This is a genomic window from Limnobaculum eriocheiris (assembly GCF_021010575.1).
GTDB lineage: Bacteria > Pseudomonadota > Gammaproteobacteria > Enterobacterales > Enterobacteriaceae > Limnobaculum > Limnobaculum eriocheiris.
Map to the genome: position 1 here is coordinate 21,593 of NZ_JAJNAG010000015.1, position 15,373 is coordinate 36,965.

Consider the following 15,373-nt stretch of genomic DNA (forward strand, 5'->3'; position numbering starts at 1 on the left):
GTAAGGATTATTCAGTTTCCGTTAATTCACCGCGCAGGCTCTTTTGCATTAACGTTCTGATTTGATGTGTGGGAAGGTCCAGACTCAATAAAAAATGCAGTTTTGTCAATGTTGCTTCAACGGTCATATCAAATCCACTGAGAACACCGGCCTGTGCTAATGCATTGCCTGTGGCATAACCTTCCATATTGACTCTTCCGGAAAGACATTGGGTCAGGTTAATCACAATAATGCCTCGTTCAGTGGAGTCCCTTAATTCTTGCAGTAAATCCGGATCTTGTGGGGCATTACCAACGCCATATGAACGTAAAATTAGCGCTTTCACCGGTTGGCGCAGGAAGTTACGAATAATTTCGGCGGAAATTCCCGGATAGATAGTGACAACCCCAATCGGCTGGGGGGCAATAGCATGCGCTTTTAATGTGCCTGTGCAGGGTAGGGTATCCGGTGTCGTCAGGCGTTTAATATGAATACCTGCTTCCAGCAATACCGGGTAATTGGGGGAGGCGAAGGCATCAAAGCCATCGGCATGAACTTTGGTGGTGCGATTGCCACGAAATAGTTTGTTATTAAAAAACAGACAAACTTCATTAATCGGATAATTAGCGGCGACATACAACGCGTTGAGCAGATTGATCTGCCCATCCGATCTTAACTCTGCTAAAGGGATTTGCGACCCGGTCACAATAACCGGTTTTGCTAAATTCTCCAGCATAAAAGAGAGTGCTGATGCGGTGAAGGCCATGGTGTCTGTACCATGCAAAATAACAAAACCGTCATATTGGTGATAGTTCTTCTGAATATCATCAGCAATATGCTGCCAGTCCTGAGGGGTCATATCGGATGAATCAATTAAAGGCTGATATTCATGAATGACAAAGCTCGGCATTTCATCGCGATGAAACTCTGGCATTTTCGCCAGCTGTTTTTGTAAATGGCCGGAAGCAGGAATATATCCGTGTTCTGAGCGCAACATACCAATTGTTCCACCGGTATAAGCGACATAAATCGATTTTTTTTGCTTATTTTGCATGAGAATTCAGACCATAAATCGGAAGGTGTGGGGATTATAGAAAATTAAACTAAAAGAATAAAATGTATTCAACAGATAGAAAAAGGCCCGGTCATAAACCGGGCCTGAAAGAAGACTGGATAAGTTAACGATTACTGCGTATAGCTACAGCTTAAACAGTAAATGTAACGATATCCCGGATCGTTCATATTACCAAAGAAACCGGGTTGTTTATTGATATCTTCTGCAACCTGGCGTAATGGCGCAGGAAGTTCAATTTTCATTGCTTCTGGTAGCAGGGCGTTGACTGAGGCGGAAACCTGACCCAGCAGAATTTCTCTGACGGTTGGTTCCGTGACTGTCCATTTAATTTCATAGTCTTTCAGTTTGGCGAGCTCTGCCGCTTTTTTAATGGCATCGTCGAAATCCCCTAATTGATCGACCAGCCCGTTAGCTTTGGCATCGGAGCCAATCCAGACTCTGCCCTGAGCAATGCTGTCCACTTCTGCTGGTGTTTTATGGCGTGACTTTGCCACCAGATTAATGAAGGTCTTATAACCATTCTCAATGGTTAACTGCATCATTTCAGAGAATTGTGGTGGTAATGCTTTAGTGATTGTCGCATCAGCCAATGGTGAGGTAGAAACACCATCAGTATGAACACCAATGGCATCCAGCGAGTTTTCAAACGTATTGATAACACCAAAGATGCCAATAGAACCGGTTAAGGTACTTGGGCTGGAGACAATGTAGTCCGCAGGCGTAGAGATCCAGTAACCGCCCGACGCCGCCATTCCCCCCATGGAAACCACAACCGGTTTACCTGCTTCTTTTAGCGCCTGAACTTCTGAGCGAATCATTTCTGAAGCGGTGACACTGCCTCCCGGGCTATTAACTCGTAGAATAATGGCTTTGATCTTGTCGTTAAGGCGTGCGGCCCGTAGCTGTTTAGCCGTAGTATCACCACCAACCATTCCCGGCATTTCCGGACCATCAACAATGGCGCCATTCGCAAAGATAACCGCAATTTCTGGCAATTTGGCCTTTTCAAGGTCGGGGGTTGTTATCTGATAGTTATAGATACTGATAAAGTTATAGTTCTTATTTTGCTGATCCCAACCAAAAGTTTCTTTCAGCATTTTCTCTACGGTTGAACGGGAAGATATCTCATCCACCAGTTTATTTTTTAGAGCAAACGCTGCGGTATCACCGTCGCTGGCTTTTAATTGCTGAATGAGCCGGGCTGGCTCCGGATAAAGCTCTGCAATGGAAATATGACGATTTGCCGCCACATCAGTCATATAGTTGGACCACAGCGTATTCACCCAACGGCTATCGGACTGGCGAGCTTCCGGAGACATATTGTCGCGAATAAATGGCTCAACCGCGGATTTGTAGGTACCCACACGAAAAATGTTGGTGGTAACTTTTAACTTATCCAATAGCGATTTGTAGTAGAGATTATTAGTAGAAATCCCGGTTAACAGAACAGAGCCCTGTGGAGATAAATAAATCTTATTGGCAAAGCTGGCCAGATAATATTGCCCCTGAGTATAGCTGTCCCCAATGGCATAAATAGGCTTTCCGCTATCGCGAAACTCTTTTAAGGCTTTACCGATATAACGCAGGGAAGGTTGGTCAGCACCAATGAAATTGCTCAGAGACAGTACCATGCCGCTAATTTTGTCATCGTCTTTAGCCTGGCGGATCTGTTTTACAATATCAAACAGTGAGTTTTCCTGAACGTCTTTATTGCTACCAATCAGCTCTTGCCCCAGTTGGCGCAATTTACTGTCAGAACTTAAGCTATCCACCACGGTACCGCTGAGGTTAACCAGTAATGCCCCTTTTTCTGGCTGAATAGTGGAATCTTGCACCTGCATATAGAGTGCAAAACCAATCAGCAAAACAAGGAAGAAAATCAGATTACAAACAGCCTGGCGAATAAAATTGATAACCCGCCAGGAGAATTTAAATATGGTTGCAAAAATTTGCCATAGTGCCCGCATGTATGCTCCATTTATTGAGCGGTAAATAACATTGTTGGATATCCTAAAGCCTGACGATAGAAAAGTCAGTGTTAAATAGCCAATTGGTTACGTTATTTTTGTGTTCGTAACAAATGATTAACCTTACAATGGGCAATTACCTGTTTGTCTGGAGATTTTTATGGATTCGTTAGAACTGTTACTTAACCGTCGCTCCGCTTCACGTTTGTCTGAGCCTGCTCCTCAGGGAGATGCGTTGCAGAATATTATTCGGGCAGGGATGAGAGCACCGGATCACGGAACGCTGGAGCCCTGGCGCTTTATTATTATTGAAGGCGATGCGCGCAGTCGGTTTGCGGATCTGCTGCTGGCGGCAGCGATAGATGCCGGTCAGGATGAATCAGTACAGGAAAAGTCACAAAAGGGGCCGTTCAGAGCGCCAATGATTATTACTGTGGTGGCCCATTGCACAGAACATCATAAAGTACCGCGTTGGGAACAAATTGCATCAGCAAGCTGTGCCGTTCAGGCAATGCAAATGGCAGCTGTTGCTCAGGGTTTTGGTGGCATTTGGCGTAGCGGTTTCTGGACTGAACACCCTATTGTCAGGGAGGCTTTTGGCTGTCGTGAACAGGATATGATCGTTGGTTTTCTCTATCTGGGAACACCATTGATGCAACCGGCTAAAGTTAAAGCGCCAGATACATCACCTTTTGTTTCTTACTTCTAAGCTTCTCTGCTTTCGGGTACCTGTAAATAGCGTACCCGAAAAATATCACTGCAATAATCATCGCATTTATCCCTTTCTGTACGCTGTAATCTGAGCAATATATCCACGATCGGCATGGTATGACTTATCAATGATGGCGAGTCGCGGTACTATATAGGCTTGATCTCCGTTTGCCACTCTGGCCGAAAAGAGGAATTGATATATGACAGAGCAAAATGTTCGTTTAACCCAGTACAGTCATGGCGCCGGCTGCGGCTGCAAAATATCCCCAAAAGTACTGGAAACGATCCTGCATTCTGAGCAAGAGAAGTTTATCGATCCTCATCTGTTAGTGGGTAATGAAACCCGTGATGATGCAGCGGTTTATGATATTGGCAACGGCATTGGCATTATCAGTACTACCGATTTCTTTATGCCCATCGTTGACGATCCTTTTGATTTTGGGCGAATTGCCGCAACTAATGCTATTAGTGATATCTATGCCATGGGCGGCAAACCTATTATGGCTATTGCTATTCTCGGCTGGCCGATCGATAAGCTGGCCCCTGAAATTGCCCGGAAAGTGATTGATGGTGGCCGTTATGTCTGCCAGCAGGCGGGTATAGCATTGGCCGGTGGACACTCCATTGATGCGCCTGAACCAATTTTTGGTCTGGCGGTGACTGGTATGGTCAGCACGGAACAAATTAAGAAAAACAGTGCGGCTACGGCCGGATGTAAGCTGTTTCTCACTAAGCCATTGGGGATTGGTGTACTGACTACCGCAGAGAAGAAAAGCAAGTTGTTGCCACAACATCAGGGGATAGCGACTGAAACCATGTGCCAGCTGAATAAGCCCGGTGCTGAGTTTGCTAGCGTTGAAGGTGTCACGGCAATGACCGATGTGACCGGTTTTGGACTATTAGGCCATTTAAGTGAAATCTGTCAGGGCTCGGGGCTACAGGCCAATATCTGGTTTGACGCAGTACCAAAATTACCGGATGTAGAACAGTATATTGCCGAAGGCTGTGTACCGGGAGGGACGCAACGTAACTTTGATAGTTATGGTCATCTTATTGGTTCACTGACTGACTTACAGCGCAACTTGTTGTGCGATCCACAAACTTCGGGCGGTTTGCTTATTGCCGTTACCCCAGAAGCTGAAGCGGAAGTACAGAAAATTGCTGCACAGTACCAAATTACATTAACGGCAATTGGTGAGTTGTTTGCTCCCAAACAAGGTCGTGCCTTGATTGAGGTTGATTAATGTCAACCAATAGCAGTGCTGATTATCAGCAGATATTTCTTCATGACATTCCCTTGATTGATGTTCGCGCGCCAGTCGAGTTTGCTCAGGGCGCATTTACTTATGCGGCCAATTTACCGCTGATGACAGATGAAGAACGTCAGGCGGTTGGCATTTGCTATAAGCAGCAAGGGCAAAAAGCGGCAATTGAGTTGGGCGAGCAGCTGGTTAGCGGTGATGTTCGTGAACAGCGAATTGCTCAATGGCGTACCTTTTGCCAGCAGAATCCTCAGGGATTTTTATATTGTCTGCGCGGTGGCTTACGTTCCCATATTACTCAGCAGTGGCTAAAGCAGACAGGTATTGATTATCCGCTGGTGAAGGGTGGGTATAAAGCAATGCGTAATTTCTTGATCAAGGTGAATCAGCAAGTTGCGACCATGCCGCTAAAGGTGGTTGGTGGAAATACCGGAAGTGGTAAAACCCGATTAGTAAAAGCGCTACCCTTTGGTATCGATTTAGAAGGCGCGGCCAGACATCGTGGTTCTTCATTTGGAAGAACGCTGGAAAGCCAAAGTACTCAGATAAATTTTGAGAACCGGGTTGCCGTCTCTTTACTCAAACAACAACATCAGGGCATTTGTCGCTGGGTGGTTGAAGATGAAGGTAAAACCATTGGTTCTAACCATGTACCGCTGGAAATCTATGATTCAATGCAAGCCGCGAATTTGGTGGTTATTGAAGACCCCTTTGAACTGCGCTTGTTGCGTTTAAAGGAAGAGTATATTGATACTATGAGCGATGGATTTCAGCAGCAATATGGCGAAGAGGATGGTTGGGTACGTTTTAGCCATTACCTTCATCATGGTCTGTTTGCTATTCGTAAACGGCTGGGGATGGAACGTTATCAAACGCTACTGAATGAGCTGGATAGTGCATTGCATTATCAACAGGCAGGACAGGGCAGTGATAAACATGAAAACTGGCTGGTGCCGCTGCTAATTGAGTATTATGACCCTATGTATAGCTATCAATTAAGTAAAAAATCCGATCGCATTATTTTTCGGGGAGATTATAACGCTGTCCGTGATTTTCTGTTGAATGATAACCACTGATGCGTTTATTTATTGCCGAAAAACCGAGTCTGGCACGGGCTATTGCAGATGTATTGCCAAAACCACATAAGCGCCAGGATGGTTTTATTGTTTGTGGTAACGATCAGGTTGTCACCTGGTGTGTTGGACATCTGCTTGAACAAGCACAGCCGGATCAGTATGACGCTCGCTATGCGCGCTGGTCGCTCTCTGATTTACCCATTATTCCTGAAAAATGGCAGTTAAAACCGAGAGATTCGGTAACCAAACAGTTGAATGTGATTAAACGGCTACTTGCGGAAGCGAACGAAGTAGTGCACGCAGGAGACCCGGATAGGGAAGGACAACTGTTGGTTGATGAGGTACTGGATTACCTTGAACTTGATGCTGAGAAGCGTCAACAGGTTCGTCGTTGCCTGATTAATGACCTTAACCCACAGGCTGTAACCCGAGCCATTGATAAGTTAAGGGATAACCGGGAATTTATCCCACTCTGTGTTTCTGCATTAGCACGGGCAAGGGCGGATTGGCTGTATGGTATCAATATGACCAGAGCCTATACGCTGCTGGGTCGTAATGCCGGATATAACGGCGTCTTGTCCGTTGGCCGAGTACAAACGCCGGTATTAGGCCTGGTGGTTCGTCGGGATGAAGAGATTGAAAATTTCGTTCCGAAAGATTTTTTTGAAGTAAAAGCGCATATTGTGACTCCGGCAGAGGAGCGCTTTACCGCTATCTGGCAGCCCAGTGACTCCTGTGAGTCTTTTCTGGATGAAGAAGGGCGATTGCTTAATCGCAGTTTAGCGGAACATGTGGTTAAGCGGATCACCGGTCAGCCAGCTTTTGTCACAGAATATAATGACAAGCGAGAAAATGATGTGGCACCGCTGCCTTTCTCACTTTCAGCGTTACAGATTGAAGCAGCTAAACGCTTTGGTTTTAGTGCACAGCAAGTATTGGATCTCTGCCAGCGGCTGTATGAAACTCATAAATTAATTACCTATCCTCGTTCTGATAGTCGCTATTTACCGGAAGAGCATTTTGCCGATCGCCATGCAGTCATCGCCGCTATTGAGAGCCATCAGCCAGATATATTCCCACTACCCGTTGTTGATAGCGAAAAACGTAATCGCTGTTGGGATGATAAAAAGGTTGATGCTCACCACGCCATTATCCCTACTGCGAGAAGTTCATCCGTCTCTTTATCTATGGATGAACAGAAAATCTACCAGCTGGTTTCTCTTCAATATTTGATGCAGTTTTGTCCGGATGCAATTTATCGCAAATGCGTTATTGAGCTGGATATCGCGGGCGGTAAATTTATTGCCAAAGCGCGTTTTCTGGCGGAAGCTGGCTGGCGTATGCTATTGGGCAGCAAAGAGCGTGATGAAGAGAATGAGGGAACACCGTTGCCGGTGGTAAATAAAGGCGACGAATTATTATGTGAACAGGGTGAAGTCGTCGCGAAGCAGACTCAACCACCTCGCCCATTTACTGACGCATCTCTGTTGTCAGCGATGACCGGTATTGCCCGTTTTGTTCAGGATAAAGATTTAAAGAAAATATTACGGGCAACGGATGGGTTAGGTACCGAAGCTACCCGAGCCGGCATTATTGAACTGCTGTTTAAACGTCGTTTTTTACAAAAGAAAGGGCGAACCATTACCTCAACGGAAGCTGGCCGGGCGCTGATTCATTGTTTACCTGAAATTGCGGCGCGTCCGGATATGACTGCTCACTGGGAATCCACGCTAACTCAAATTAGTGAAAAACAGTGCCGTTATCAGGACTTTATGCAGCCAATGGTGGTGACGCTGCAAGATTTAATTGCGCAGGCAAAGCGTAACCGTATGCCTCCGGTGTTTAAGAATATACAGCAGGCGGCGGAAGCTGAAGAGGCAAAACCAAAGAAAAAGCGGGCTAAACCCAGTAAGAAGAAGAGTGAAGAGTAATCCACATTACTCTGAGTGCAGTTGGTGTTGGTAAGCTGAAAGCAAGGGAATATCCGCAGGGGCCAGTAGGTAATTTAAGGCTTCATCTGGTGTGACCCAGCAAAAGTCGGTGTGGCAACGTAACTGAATATCGCCTTGCCAGGCAATCACTTTCCAGGCCTGTAGGTGAATAATACGTTCTGGCTGTTGAATGGTACTGGTAGCAATATAGTCAGTAACCTGAATATGATGAATATTCAGCTCTTCTTCCAGTTCTCTAATTAATGCCTGTGCTGGTGTTTCTCCCGATTCTATTTTCCCTCCGGGAAATTCCCAATAGCCAGCAAGATCGCTTTGGTTATCTCGTTGAGCAATCAGGATGCGCCCCTGTTGTTGTATAATGGCCGCGACGACATTAACGGTTTTCATATTGATTTCTCTGAGAGAAGTACCAGACCGATTAAAAACAACCGGTCTGGTTAAATCATTATCAGAGCTTAAATTCAGCCCAGATAGGTGCATGGTCGGATGGCTTTTCCATGGCCCGGATATCATAATCAATGCCGGTAGAGATGCAGTGAGGAGCCAGAGATTGGCTGGCGAGTATCAGGTCGATACGTAACCCCCGGTTGTCATCAAAACCGCTGGAGCGGTAGTCAAACCATGAATAACGGTCATCGGTTTCCTGATGGGCCTGACGGAATGTATCAATTAATCCCCAATTGAGTAATTTATCCATCCACTCACGTTCTTCCGGTAAGAAAGAGCATTTTCCCGTGCGTAACCAACGTTTGCGGCTTTCTTCCCCAATGCCAATATCCAAATCGGTGGTACTGATATTCATATCACCCATGATCACCACAGGATTGGCGGGGTTAAGGTGTTGTTCCAGATAAGACTGTAGGTCCGCATAGAATTTTTGTTTAGCAGGAAATTTAATGGCGTGATCCCGACTTTCACCCTGAGGGAAATAGCCGTTGATTACGGTTAATAAGCCTGCGGGTGTTTCTATATCCGCCATAATAATACGGCGTTGGGCATCGTCATCATCGGTAGGAAAGCCTTTTCTAACTGCTACAGGTTGCGCTTTGGTGAGCAGCGCTACGCCGTAATGTCCTTTTTGACCATGATAAAAGACGTGATAACCATACTGACTGACTTCCTCAAGGGGAAACATATCATCATGAACTTTTGTTTCCTGTAACCCGATAACATCAGGTTGGTGTTGCTCAATTATTGCGGCGAGCTGATGAGGACGGGCTCTTAGCCCATTGATATTAAATGATATAAACTTCATGATAAGTATCTTTTATCTGCCAGAAATATGGATTAATGGTAACAGAAATTGAGAATAATTGTTATCCGGCCATTCAGAGCGAATGGTCGGATAGAGGATCTATTATTTAGCCCAACGGTTAAGATTATGCGGCTGGTATTGATCAAATTGGTTAAGCAATTCATGGGCTGAATCGCTGATTAGCAATGTATTCAGGTAACTTTGACGCACAAAACCTTCATCAGCCACATGTTGCAGGAACTGGCTCATTGGAGAGTAGAAGTTTTGAATGTTTAACAGGCCAACCGGATTAGTGTGGTAGCCAATCTGGCTCCAGGTCCACACTTCAAACAGCTCCTCAAGAGTACCAATACCGCCCGGCAGGGCGATAAAACCGTCCGCCAGTTCACTCATACGCGCTTTACGAATATGCATGTCAGGAACAACTTCCAGATCGGTAATGCCGTGGTGTGCCGTTTCTGCTTCAACTAAACGTTCAGGAATGACGCCGGTAACCTGACCGCCAGCATCTAATACCGCATTGGCCAGAATGCCCATCAATCCTTTATTACCACCACCATAGATCAAACGACGACCTTGTTCAGCAATTGCGATTCCCAACTGTTGTGCCGCTTCGGCATAGGCAGGATTATTTCCGGTGCTGGCACCACAATAAACACATATATTCTTACGCATGAGACACCCTGATAAATTAAAACAAGGGGCTTGTATAGCCTATTTAGGGCAACGCTTCAAGGCAGAGATGAAAATTATTGTTAAAAGGAAGGGGAATAAATGGTGGTGGGAGAAGGATTCGAACCTTCGAAGTCTGTGACGGCAGATTTACAGTCTGCTCCCTTTGGCCGCTCGGGAATCCCACCATAGGATATATATTGGCTCTGCCATAAATGACAGGGACGCGCATCATATCAGAAGCTTCAGCCGTGTAAAGCCTTGATGTGGAAATAATGATTGTTTGTTGTTTTTTCCAGCATGGAATGCTGATTATTCGAACTTCATGGAAAGACGGTGTATTGGCACCGTCTTTGGTATGATTGAAAAAACGCTTAAAGAATAACGGTTCTGTTACCGTAAACAAAAACTCGTTGTCCCAGAACACGGTATAACCCGTGACTCAACACATTTTTTTCAACATCTCGCCCTGCGCGCATCATATCTTCCGCGCTGTAAGTGTGATCCACATGAATAACATCCTGCATGATAATTGGCCCTTCGTCTAAATTATCGTTAACGAAGTGGGCGGTAGCACCAATAATCTTAACGCCACGTTCGTAAGCCTGATGGTATGGACGTGCACCAATAAAAGCTGGCAGGAATGAGTGATGAATATTAATAATACGGTTTGGATAATGGCGAACAAAATCAGGCGTCAGAATACGCATATATTTAGCCAGAACGACATAGTCCGGATTAATACTATCGATCATCTCAACGACTTGTTTATCATGTTCTTCACGCGTTAGCCCTTCATGACTAAGTAAATGGAAGGGGATATCAAAGCGCTCAACCAGCGTGCGTAAGGTATCGTGGTTACCAATAACGGCAGCAATTTCTACCTCAAGCCCGCCATATACACTTTTCATTAAAAGGTCGCCCAGACAGTGGGCCTCTTTGGTCACCAGAATAACGATCTTTTGTCTTCCTGCCTCGTTCAGTTCACGGACAGAACCTTCCGGTAATGCATCATCAAGATCGGCCAGTAAAGTTTCATCATTGAAGAACCCTTCCAGTTCGGTACGCATAAAAAAGCGCCCGGTACGGTGATCAACAAACTCATTATTCTGAACAATATTCAGTTGATGCTTGTAGCAGATGTTAGTTATTTTTGCGATTAGGCCTTTAGCATCAGGGCAAATAGTACGAAGTATTTTTCTTTGCATGCGAACTTAACCTTTTGATGTGTTTGCTATTGTTATCATTATGGGTAAACCGTTATTGAGCATAACGGAGAGTGTTATTCCATTATTTCCCACAACATTTTTTATATTTTTTCATTGAACCACAAGAGCATAGCTCATTACGACCAACCTGAGGTTTAATGCCTGAAGTATAATACCAGTTTCCATGCAGTTTGATAAAATGAGAACGCTCATGAAGGGCACGTTGTTGCTGTGTCTGACCATCAATATATTTAGCAACAAACTCAACATAGCTTTCATTACCATGCTCTGTGGCTGCAACAACGGTTAATCCAAGCCATTGGGTATGCTCAAAACTGTGAGTAATGGATTCAGCCAGATCTGGCAATCGAAAATCAGGGTGCCAGGTTGCAACCAAATATTCGACATCATGGCTGACATAAGCGCTATAGCGTGACTTCATTAGCTCAAGTGCAGTTGAAGCAATGCTCTGACCAGAAATCAATGGGTGGCAGCATACAGAAAACTCCTTTAAGCTACCGCATGGACATAGTTTGAACAATATAAGCTCCGATATACTGATAACACATTTTAGTTAGTTAGCGTTGTGGCAAGATAAATTAACAAGAATAAATCACACTTTTACAGGCACAAGTGCCAAATTTGAACCAAAATATAATAAACAGAAAGCATGGAAGTTTACAATGACACCCCCTTTAGCCAATAAACATATACTCCTTGTTGAAGATGATGCGGTATTCCGTTCAATGCTGGCGGGATATCTAACCTCATTAGGCGCAATAATTGGCAAAGCTGAAGACGGCGAGCAAGCGTTGATCTATGTCGATCAGTTTCAGCCAGAATTGATGATTTGCGATTTGAATATGCCAAATATGGATGGTATAACGCTGGTCGATCGTTTACGTCATCAGGGTTGCCAGATCCCAGTGATTGTTATTTCAGCAACAGAAAAAATTACTGACGTTGATAAGATGCTACGTCTTGGGGTTCAGGATGTTCTGCTTAAACCTATTACTGATTTGAATCATCTGCGTGATGCATTATTGTCCAGTTTTTACCCCTATTTGTTCTCATCTCCCGCCAGTGAAGAGCTAACCATGCTGGCTGACTGGACCGAACTGAGCGAAAAGCCTCAGGAGGCTGTGCAGTTGCTTAAACAGCTCCAACCTCCAGCACAGCAGACAGTCGCCGGTTGTAAAATTAATTATCGCCAACTGACGTTAGCCGAGAAACCGGGAATTGTGTTTGATATTGCCGCGTTATCTGAAAATGATTTTGCTTTTTATTGCCTCGATATTTCACGGGCAGAAAATAAAGGTGTATTGGCAGCATTAATGTTACGAGCTCTGTTTAATAACTTATTACAGGAACATTTAGCTGAGCAAAATGAAGCATTGCCGCAGATGTCGACTATTTTAAACCGCATCAATCAATTGTTACATCAGTCTTATCTGGAAGGGCAGTTTCCTTTTCTGGCTGGTTATTATCATGTAGCAAAACAGAAGCTATTGGTGGTTTCAGCCGGGCTGCATGTCAATATTGAGGCTAACGAACGTAAATATGAGTTAGATGACAGTGTTCCTATGGGAACATTACAGACCCTATATCCCAGCCAGACCAGTTTGGTTGCGGATCGCTGGGTGTGTCATATCAAAGGAAACGGTGGACGTTTGCAACTGAGCGCAACGCTTTAGCCGGCTGATAGGCAATTTGTTATCTGATTTGATTCATGAATGATATCGGAGAATGGACGCTTAGCTGATATACTCTCACCATAATTTGCTCAGGATAGTGAGCCTTAGAAATGTCAGATTTACGGCATGTCTAAAGTTTAATCTAATCCATTAATGAGCAATGACTAATTCAATATTAACTAACGAAATATCGTATTAAGTGACGATATTTTTTTGAATAGTGAGAGCATAATTTATGTCAGCTATACAGTCTAAAGTAAAAAAGGCAATTATTCCGGTTGCAGGACTGGGAACCCGTATGTTGCCAGCAACCAAAGCAATCCCCAAAGAAATGCTCCCTCTGGTGGACAAACCACTTATTCAATATGTAGTCAATGAGTGTATTGCTGCAGGTATTAACCATATTGTGTTGGTTACCCACTCATCTAAAAATTCCATAGAAAACCACTTTGATACCAGCTTTGAGCTTGAAGCTATTTTAGAGCGCCGGGTTAAGCGCCAGCTATTGAATGAAGTTCAATCCATATGCCCCAGCAATGTAACCATTATGCATGTTCGTCAGGGGCTGGCTAAAGGTTTAGGGCATGCCATTATGTGTGCTAACCCACTTATTGGTGACGAACCTTTTGCGGTGGTGTTACCGGATGTCATTATTGATGAATATGAGTCCAATCTTACAAAAGATAATCTTAGCGAGATGCTAAATCGTTATGAGACAACGAGCCACAGCCAGATTATGGTTGAACCTGTTCCCATTAACGAGGTCAGTGATTATGGTATTGTTGACTGTAACGGCTATGGGCTTACGGCGGGTGAAAGTGCGCCAATCGTTAAAGTAGTCGAAAAGCCAAGTGTTACTGAAGCACCTTCTAATCTGTCAATTGTTGGGCGTTACGTACTGTCTGCTGATATTTGGCCACTACTATCCCGCATTCCACCAGGTGCAGGTGATGAGATCCAGTTAACAGATGCCATTGCACTATTAATGGAGTCTGAGCCTGTTGATGCCTATCATATCCGAGGCCGCAGCCACGATTGTGGTAACAAAATGGGATATATGCAGGCATTTGTTGAGTATGGTTTGCGTCATGCGAACCTGGGGGCCGAGTTTGGCTCATGGCTGCAACAGCTTCAGTTTCTTGCTAAAGGTTAATAACTCTATTTGGACAATAAAAGATGAAAGTCACAGTTTTTGGTATTGGTTATGTAGGATTAGTGCAGGCTGCCGTACTGGCAGAGGTCGGTCATGATGTTATGTGTATCGATGTTGACGAAACGAAAGTAGCCAATCTTAAGAAAGGTGTTATTCCTATCTTTGAACCCGGGTTAACACCGCTGGTAAAAGAGAATTATGAAGCAGGGCGCTTAACTTTTACCACCGATGCTAAAGCAGGGGTGGCCCACGGTGAAATCCAGTTTATTGCGGTTGGTACACCTCCAGATGAAGATGGTTCTGCGGATTTAAAATATGTTACTGCGGTAGCTCGTACAATTGCAGAACATATGACCAGTTATAAAGTGATTATTGATAAATCGACCGTACCGGTAGGTACGGCAGATAAAGTTAAATCGGTAGTGATGGAAACGCTTGCTCGTCGCCAGGCTAATTTGCCATTTGATGTGGTTTCAAATCCGGAGTTTCTTAAAGAAGGCGCGGCTGTATCCGACTGTATGAAACCTGAGCGTATTGTTATTGGTACCGATAATAATCAAGTACTGGACTTAATGCGTGAGTTATATGGTCCATTTAACCGTAATCACGACAGAATGGTGATTATGGATATTCGCAGTGCTGAGCTAACAAAGTATGCGGCTAACTGTATGCTGGCTACAAAAATCAGCTTTATGAACGAAATGTCTAACCTGGCTGAGTTGCTGGGTGCTGATATAGAAAAAGTTCGGCAGGGTATTGGTTCTGACCCACGTATTGGTTATCACTTTATTTATCCCGGCTGTGGTTATGGTGGTTCCTGTTTTCCTAAAGATGTGCAGGCGCTTATTCGTACTTCGGAGCATATTGGCTATCAACCTGTATTATTACAGGCGGTTGAAGCTGTTAATACGAAGCAAAAACATAAACTTTTCAGCTTCATTCAGCGCCATTTTAATGGCGACTTAAAAGGGCGTACTTTTGCACTTTGGGGGCTCTCTTTTAAGCCTAATACCGATGATATGCGTGAGTCATCAAGTCGGGTATTAATGGAATCATTGTGGGAAGCGGGGGCTAAAGTTCAGGCATTCGATCCGGAAGCAATGGAAGAGACTCAGCGTATTTATGGTACTCGTTCCGATCTGACATTAATGGGTATTAAAGAGGCTGCACTACAGGGCGCTGATGCTTTAATTATTTGCACCGAATGGCAAAATTTCCGTGCTCCGGACTTTGATCTGATCAAAGCGACATTGAAGCATGCTGTAATATTTGATGGGCGTAATCTTTACGAGCCAGAACGCATGGCCCAAAGAGGATTTACCTACTACGGTATTGGCCGTGGCGCTTCGGTTAATCCAGTTATTTGAGG

Annotated in this window: 14 protein-coding genes and 1 tRNA gene; 7 read left to right on the forward strand and 8 right to left on the reverse strand. The window is 44.5% G+C overall.

Annotated features, from left to right (window positions below):
- Positions 1–7 precede the first annotated feature (7 nt).
- Positions 8–1,033 carry an asparaginase gene (ansA, locus tag LPW36_RS08580; protein ID WP_230609243.1) on the reverse strand — a complete coding sequence of 342 codons (1,026 nt, stop codon included), beginning with the start codon at positions 1,031–1,033 and terminating at the stop codon, positions 8–10.
- Between the two features lie 131 nt (positions 1,034–1,164).
- Positions 1,165–3,021, reverse strand: coding sequence for a signal peptide peptidase SppA (gene sppA / locus LPW36_RS08585; protein ID WP_230609245.1), 1,857 nt, complete (start codon positions 3,019–3,021; stop codon positions 1,165–1,167).
- Positions 3,022–3,181: 160 nt separating this feature from the next.
- On the opposite strand from sppA, the gene LPW36_RS08590 reads away from it, so the two are divergent.
- From LPW36_RS08590 to LPW36_RS08605, 4 genes are all read left to right on the forward strand, one after another.
- On the forward strand, positions 3,182–3,730 hold the full coding sequence (locus LPW36_RS08590; RefSeq protein WP_230609247.1) for an NAD(P)H nitroreductase: 549 nt from the start codon (positions 3,182–3,184) through the stop codon (positions 3,728–3,730).
- A 202-nt stretch (positions 3,731–3,932) separates the two neighbouring features.
- The gene (selD, locus tag LPW36_RS08595) at positions 3,933–4,976 is read left to right on the forward strand and encodes a selenide, water dikinase SelD (RefSeq protein WP_230609249.1); all 1,044 of its coding nucleotides are present in this window, start codon (positions 3,933–3,935) and stop codon (positions 4,974–4,976) included.
- Positions 4,976–6,070, forward strand: coding sequence for a tRNA 2-selenouridine(34) synthase MnmH (gene mnmH, locus LPW36_RS08600; protein ID WP_230609251.1), 1,095 nt, complete (start codon positions 4,976–4,978; stop codon positions 6,068–6,070). Before selD ends, mnmH begins: the two co-directional genes overlap by 1 nt.
- Positions 6,070–8,001, forward strand: a complete 1,932-nt coding sequence (locus tag LPW36_RS08605; RefSeq protein WP_230609253.1) for a DNA topoisomerase III — start codon at positions 6,070–6,072, stop codon at positions 7,999–8,001. The genes mnmH and LPW36_RS08605 overlap by 1 nt, the downstream gene beginning before the upstream one ends.
- A 6-nt stretch (positions 8,002–8,007) precedes the next feature.
- Here LPW36_RS08605 and LPW36_RS08610 read toward each other — a convergent pair whose 3' ends face one another.
- From LPW36_RS08610 to LPW36_RS08635, 6 genes are all read right to left on the reverse strand, one after another.
- Entirely contained in the window at positions 8,008–8,409 is a 402-nt protein-coding gene (locus tag LPW36_RS08610) for a pyrimidine (deoxy)nucleoside triphosphate diphosphatase (RefSeq protein WP_230609255.1), read from the reverse strand.
- A gap of 61 nt (positions 8,410–8,470) precedes the next feature.
- Positions 8,471–9,277, reverse strand: coding sequence for an exodeoxyribonuclease III (xthA, locus tag LPW36_RS08615; protein WP_230609258.1), 807 nt, complete (start codon positions 9,275–9,277; stop codon positions 8,471–8,473).
- A 102-nt stretch (positions 9,278–9,379) separates the two neighbouring features.
- Positions 9,380–9,952, reverse strand: a complete 573-nt coding sequence (locus LPW36_RS08620; protein ID WP_230609261.1) for an LOG family protein — start codon at positions 9,950–9,952, stop codon at positions 9,380–9,382.
- Positions 9,953–10,052: 100 nt separating this feature from the next.
- A tRNA-Tyr gene (locus LPW36_RS08625) sits at positions 10,053–10,137 on the reverse strand.
- 186 nt (positions 10,138–10,323) lie between these two features.
- A complete protein-coding gene (gene purU, locus LPW36_RS08630; protein ID WP_230609264.1) occupies positions 10,324–11,157 on the reverse strand; it encodes a formyltetrahydrofolate deformylase in 834 nt (277 codons plus the stop codon).
- An 82-nt stretch (positions 11,158–11,239) separates the two neighbouring features.
- The gene (locus LPW36_RS08635) at positions 11,240–11,698 is read right to left on the reverse strand and encodes a YchJ family metal-binding protein (protein ID WP_230609267.1); all 459 of its coding nucleotides are present in this window, start codon (positions 11,696–11,698) and stop codon (positions 11,240–11,242) included.
- 142 nt (positions 11,699–11,840) lie between these two features.
- Between LPW36_RS08635 and rssB the strand changes: the two genes are divergently transcribed.
- The 3 genes from rssB (at position 11,841) to LPW36_RS08650 (ending at position 15,371) form a co-directional block, all read left to right on the forward strand.
- Entirely contained in the window at positions 11,841–12,851 is a 1,011-nt protein-coding gene (gene rssB / locus LPW36_RS08640) for a two-component system response regulator RssB (RefSeq protein WP_230609271.1), read from the forward strand.
- Positions 12,852–13,086: 235 nt separating this feature from the next.
- Positions 13,087–14,004, forward strand: coding sequence for a UTP--glucose-1-phosphate uridylyltransferase GalU (gene galU / locus LPW36_RS08645; RefSeq protein ID WP_230609275.1), 918 nt, complete (start codon positions 13,087–13,089; stop codon positions 14,002–14,004).
- 23 nt (positions 14,005–14,027) lie between these two features.
- Positions 14,028–15,371: a UDP-glucose dehydrogenase family protein gene (locus LPW36_RS08650; RefSeq protein WP_230609278.1), complete on the forward strand. Its 1,344-nt coding sequence runs from the start codon at positions 14,028–14,030 to the stop codon at positions 15,369–15,371.
- Positions 15,372–15,373: the final 2 nt, after the last annotated feature.

Excerpts from the sequence above, each read along its gene's own strand:
- mnmH (WP_230609251.1), top strand. The coding sequence starts at position 4,976 with ATGTCAACCAATAGCAGTGCTGATTATCAGCAGATATTTCTTCATGAC.
- LPW36_RS08590 (WP_230609247.1), top strand. The coding sequence starts at position 3,182 with ATGGATTCGTTAGAACTGTTACTTAACCGTCGCTCCGCTTCACGTTTG.
- selD (WP_230609249.1), top strand. The coding sequence starts at position 3,933 with ATGACAGAGCAAAATGTTCGTTTAACCCAGTACAGTCATGGCGCCGGC.
- xthA (WP_230609258.1), bottom strand. The coding sequence starts at position 9,277 with ATGAAGTTTATATCATTTAATATCAATGGGCTAAGAGCCCGTCCTCAT.
- purU (WP_230609264.1), bottom strand. The coding sequence starts at position 11,157 with ATGCAAAGAAAAATACTTCGTACTATTTGCCCTGATGCTAAAGGCCTA.
- LPW36_RS08610 (WP_230609255.1), bottom strand. The coding sequence starts at position 8,409 with ATGAAAACCGTTAATGTCGTCGCGGCCATTATACAACAACAGGGGCGC.
- ansA (WP_230609243.1), bottom strand. The coding sequence starts at position 1,033 with ATGCAAAATAAGCAAAAAAAATCGATTTATGTCGCTTATACCGGTGGA.
- LPW36_RS08620 (WP_230609261.1), bottom strand. The coding sequence starts at position 9,952 with ATGCGTAAGAATATATGTGTTTATTGTGGTGCCAGCACCGGAAATAAT.
- sppA (WP_230609245.1), bottom strand. The coding sequence starts at position 3,021 with ATGCGGGCACTATGGCAAATTTTTGCAACCATATTTAAATTCTCCTGG.
- LPW36_RS08650 (WP_230609278.1), top strand. The coding sequence starts at position 14,028 with ATGAAAGTCACAGTTTTTGGTATTGGTTATGTAGGATTAGTGCAGGCT.
- LPW36_RS08605 (WP_230609253.1), top strand. The coding sequence starts at position 6,070 with ATGCGTTTATTTATTGCCGAAAAACCGAGTCTGGCACGGGCTATTGCA.
- rssB (WP_230609271.1), top strand. The coding sequence starts at position 11,841 with ATGACACCCCCTTTAGCCAATAAACATATACTCCTTGTTGAAGATGAT.
- galU (WP_230609275.1), top strand. The coding sequence starts at position 13,087 with ATGTCAGCTATACAGTCTAAAGTAAAAAAGGCAATTATTCCGGTTGCA.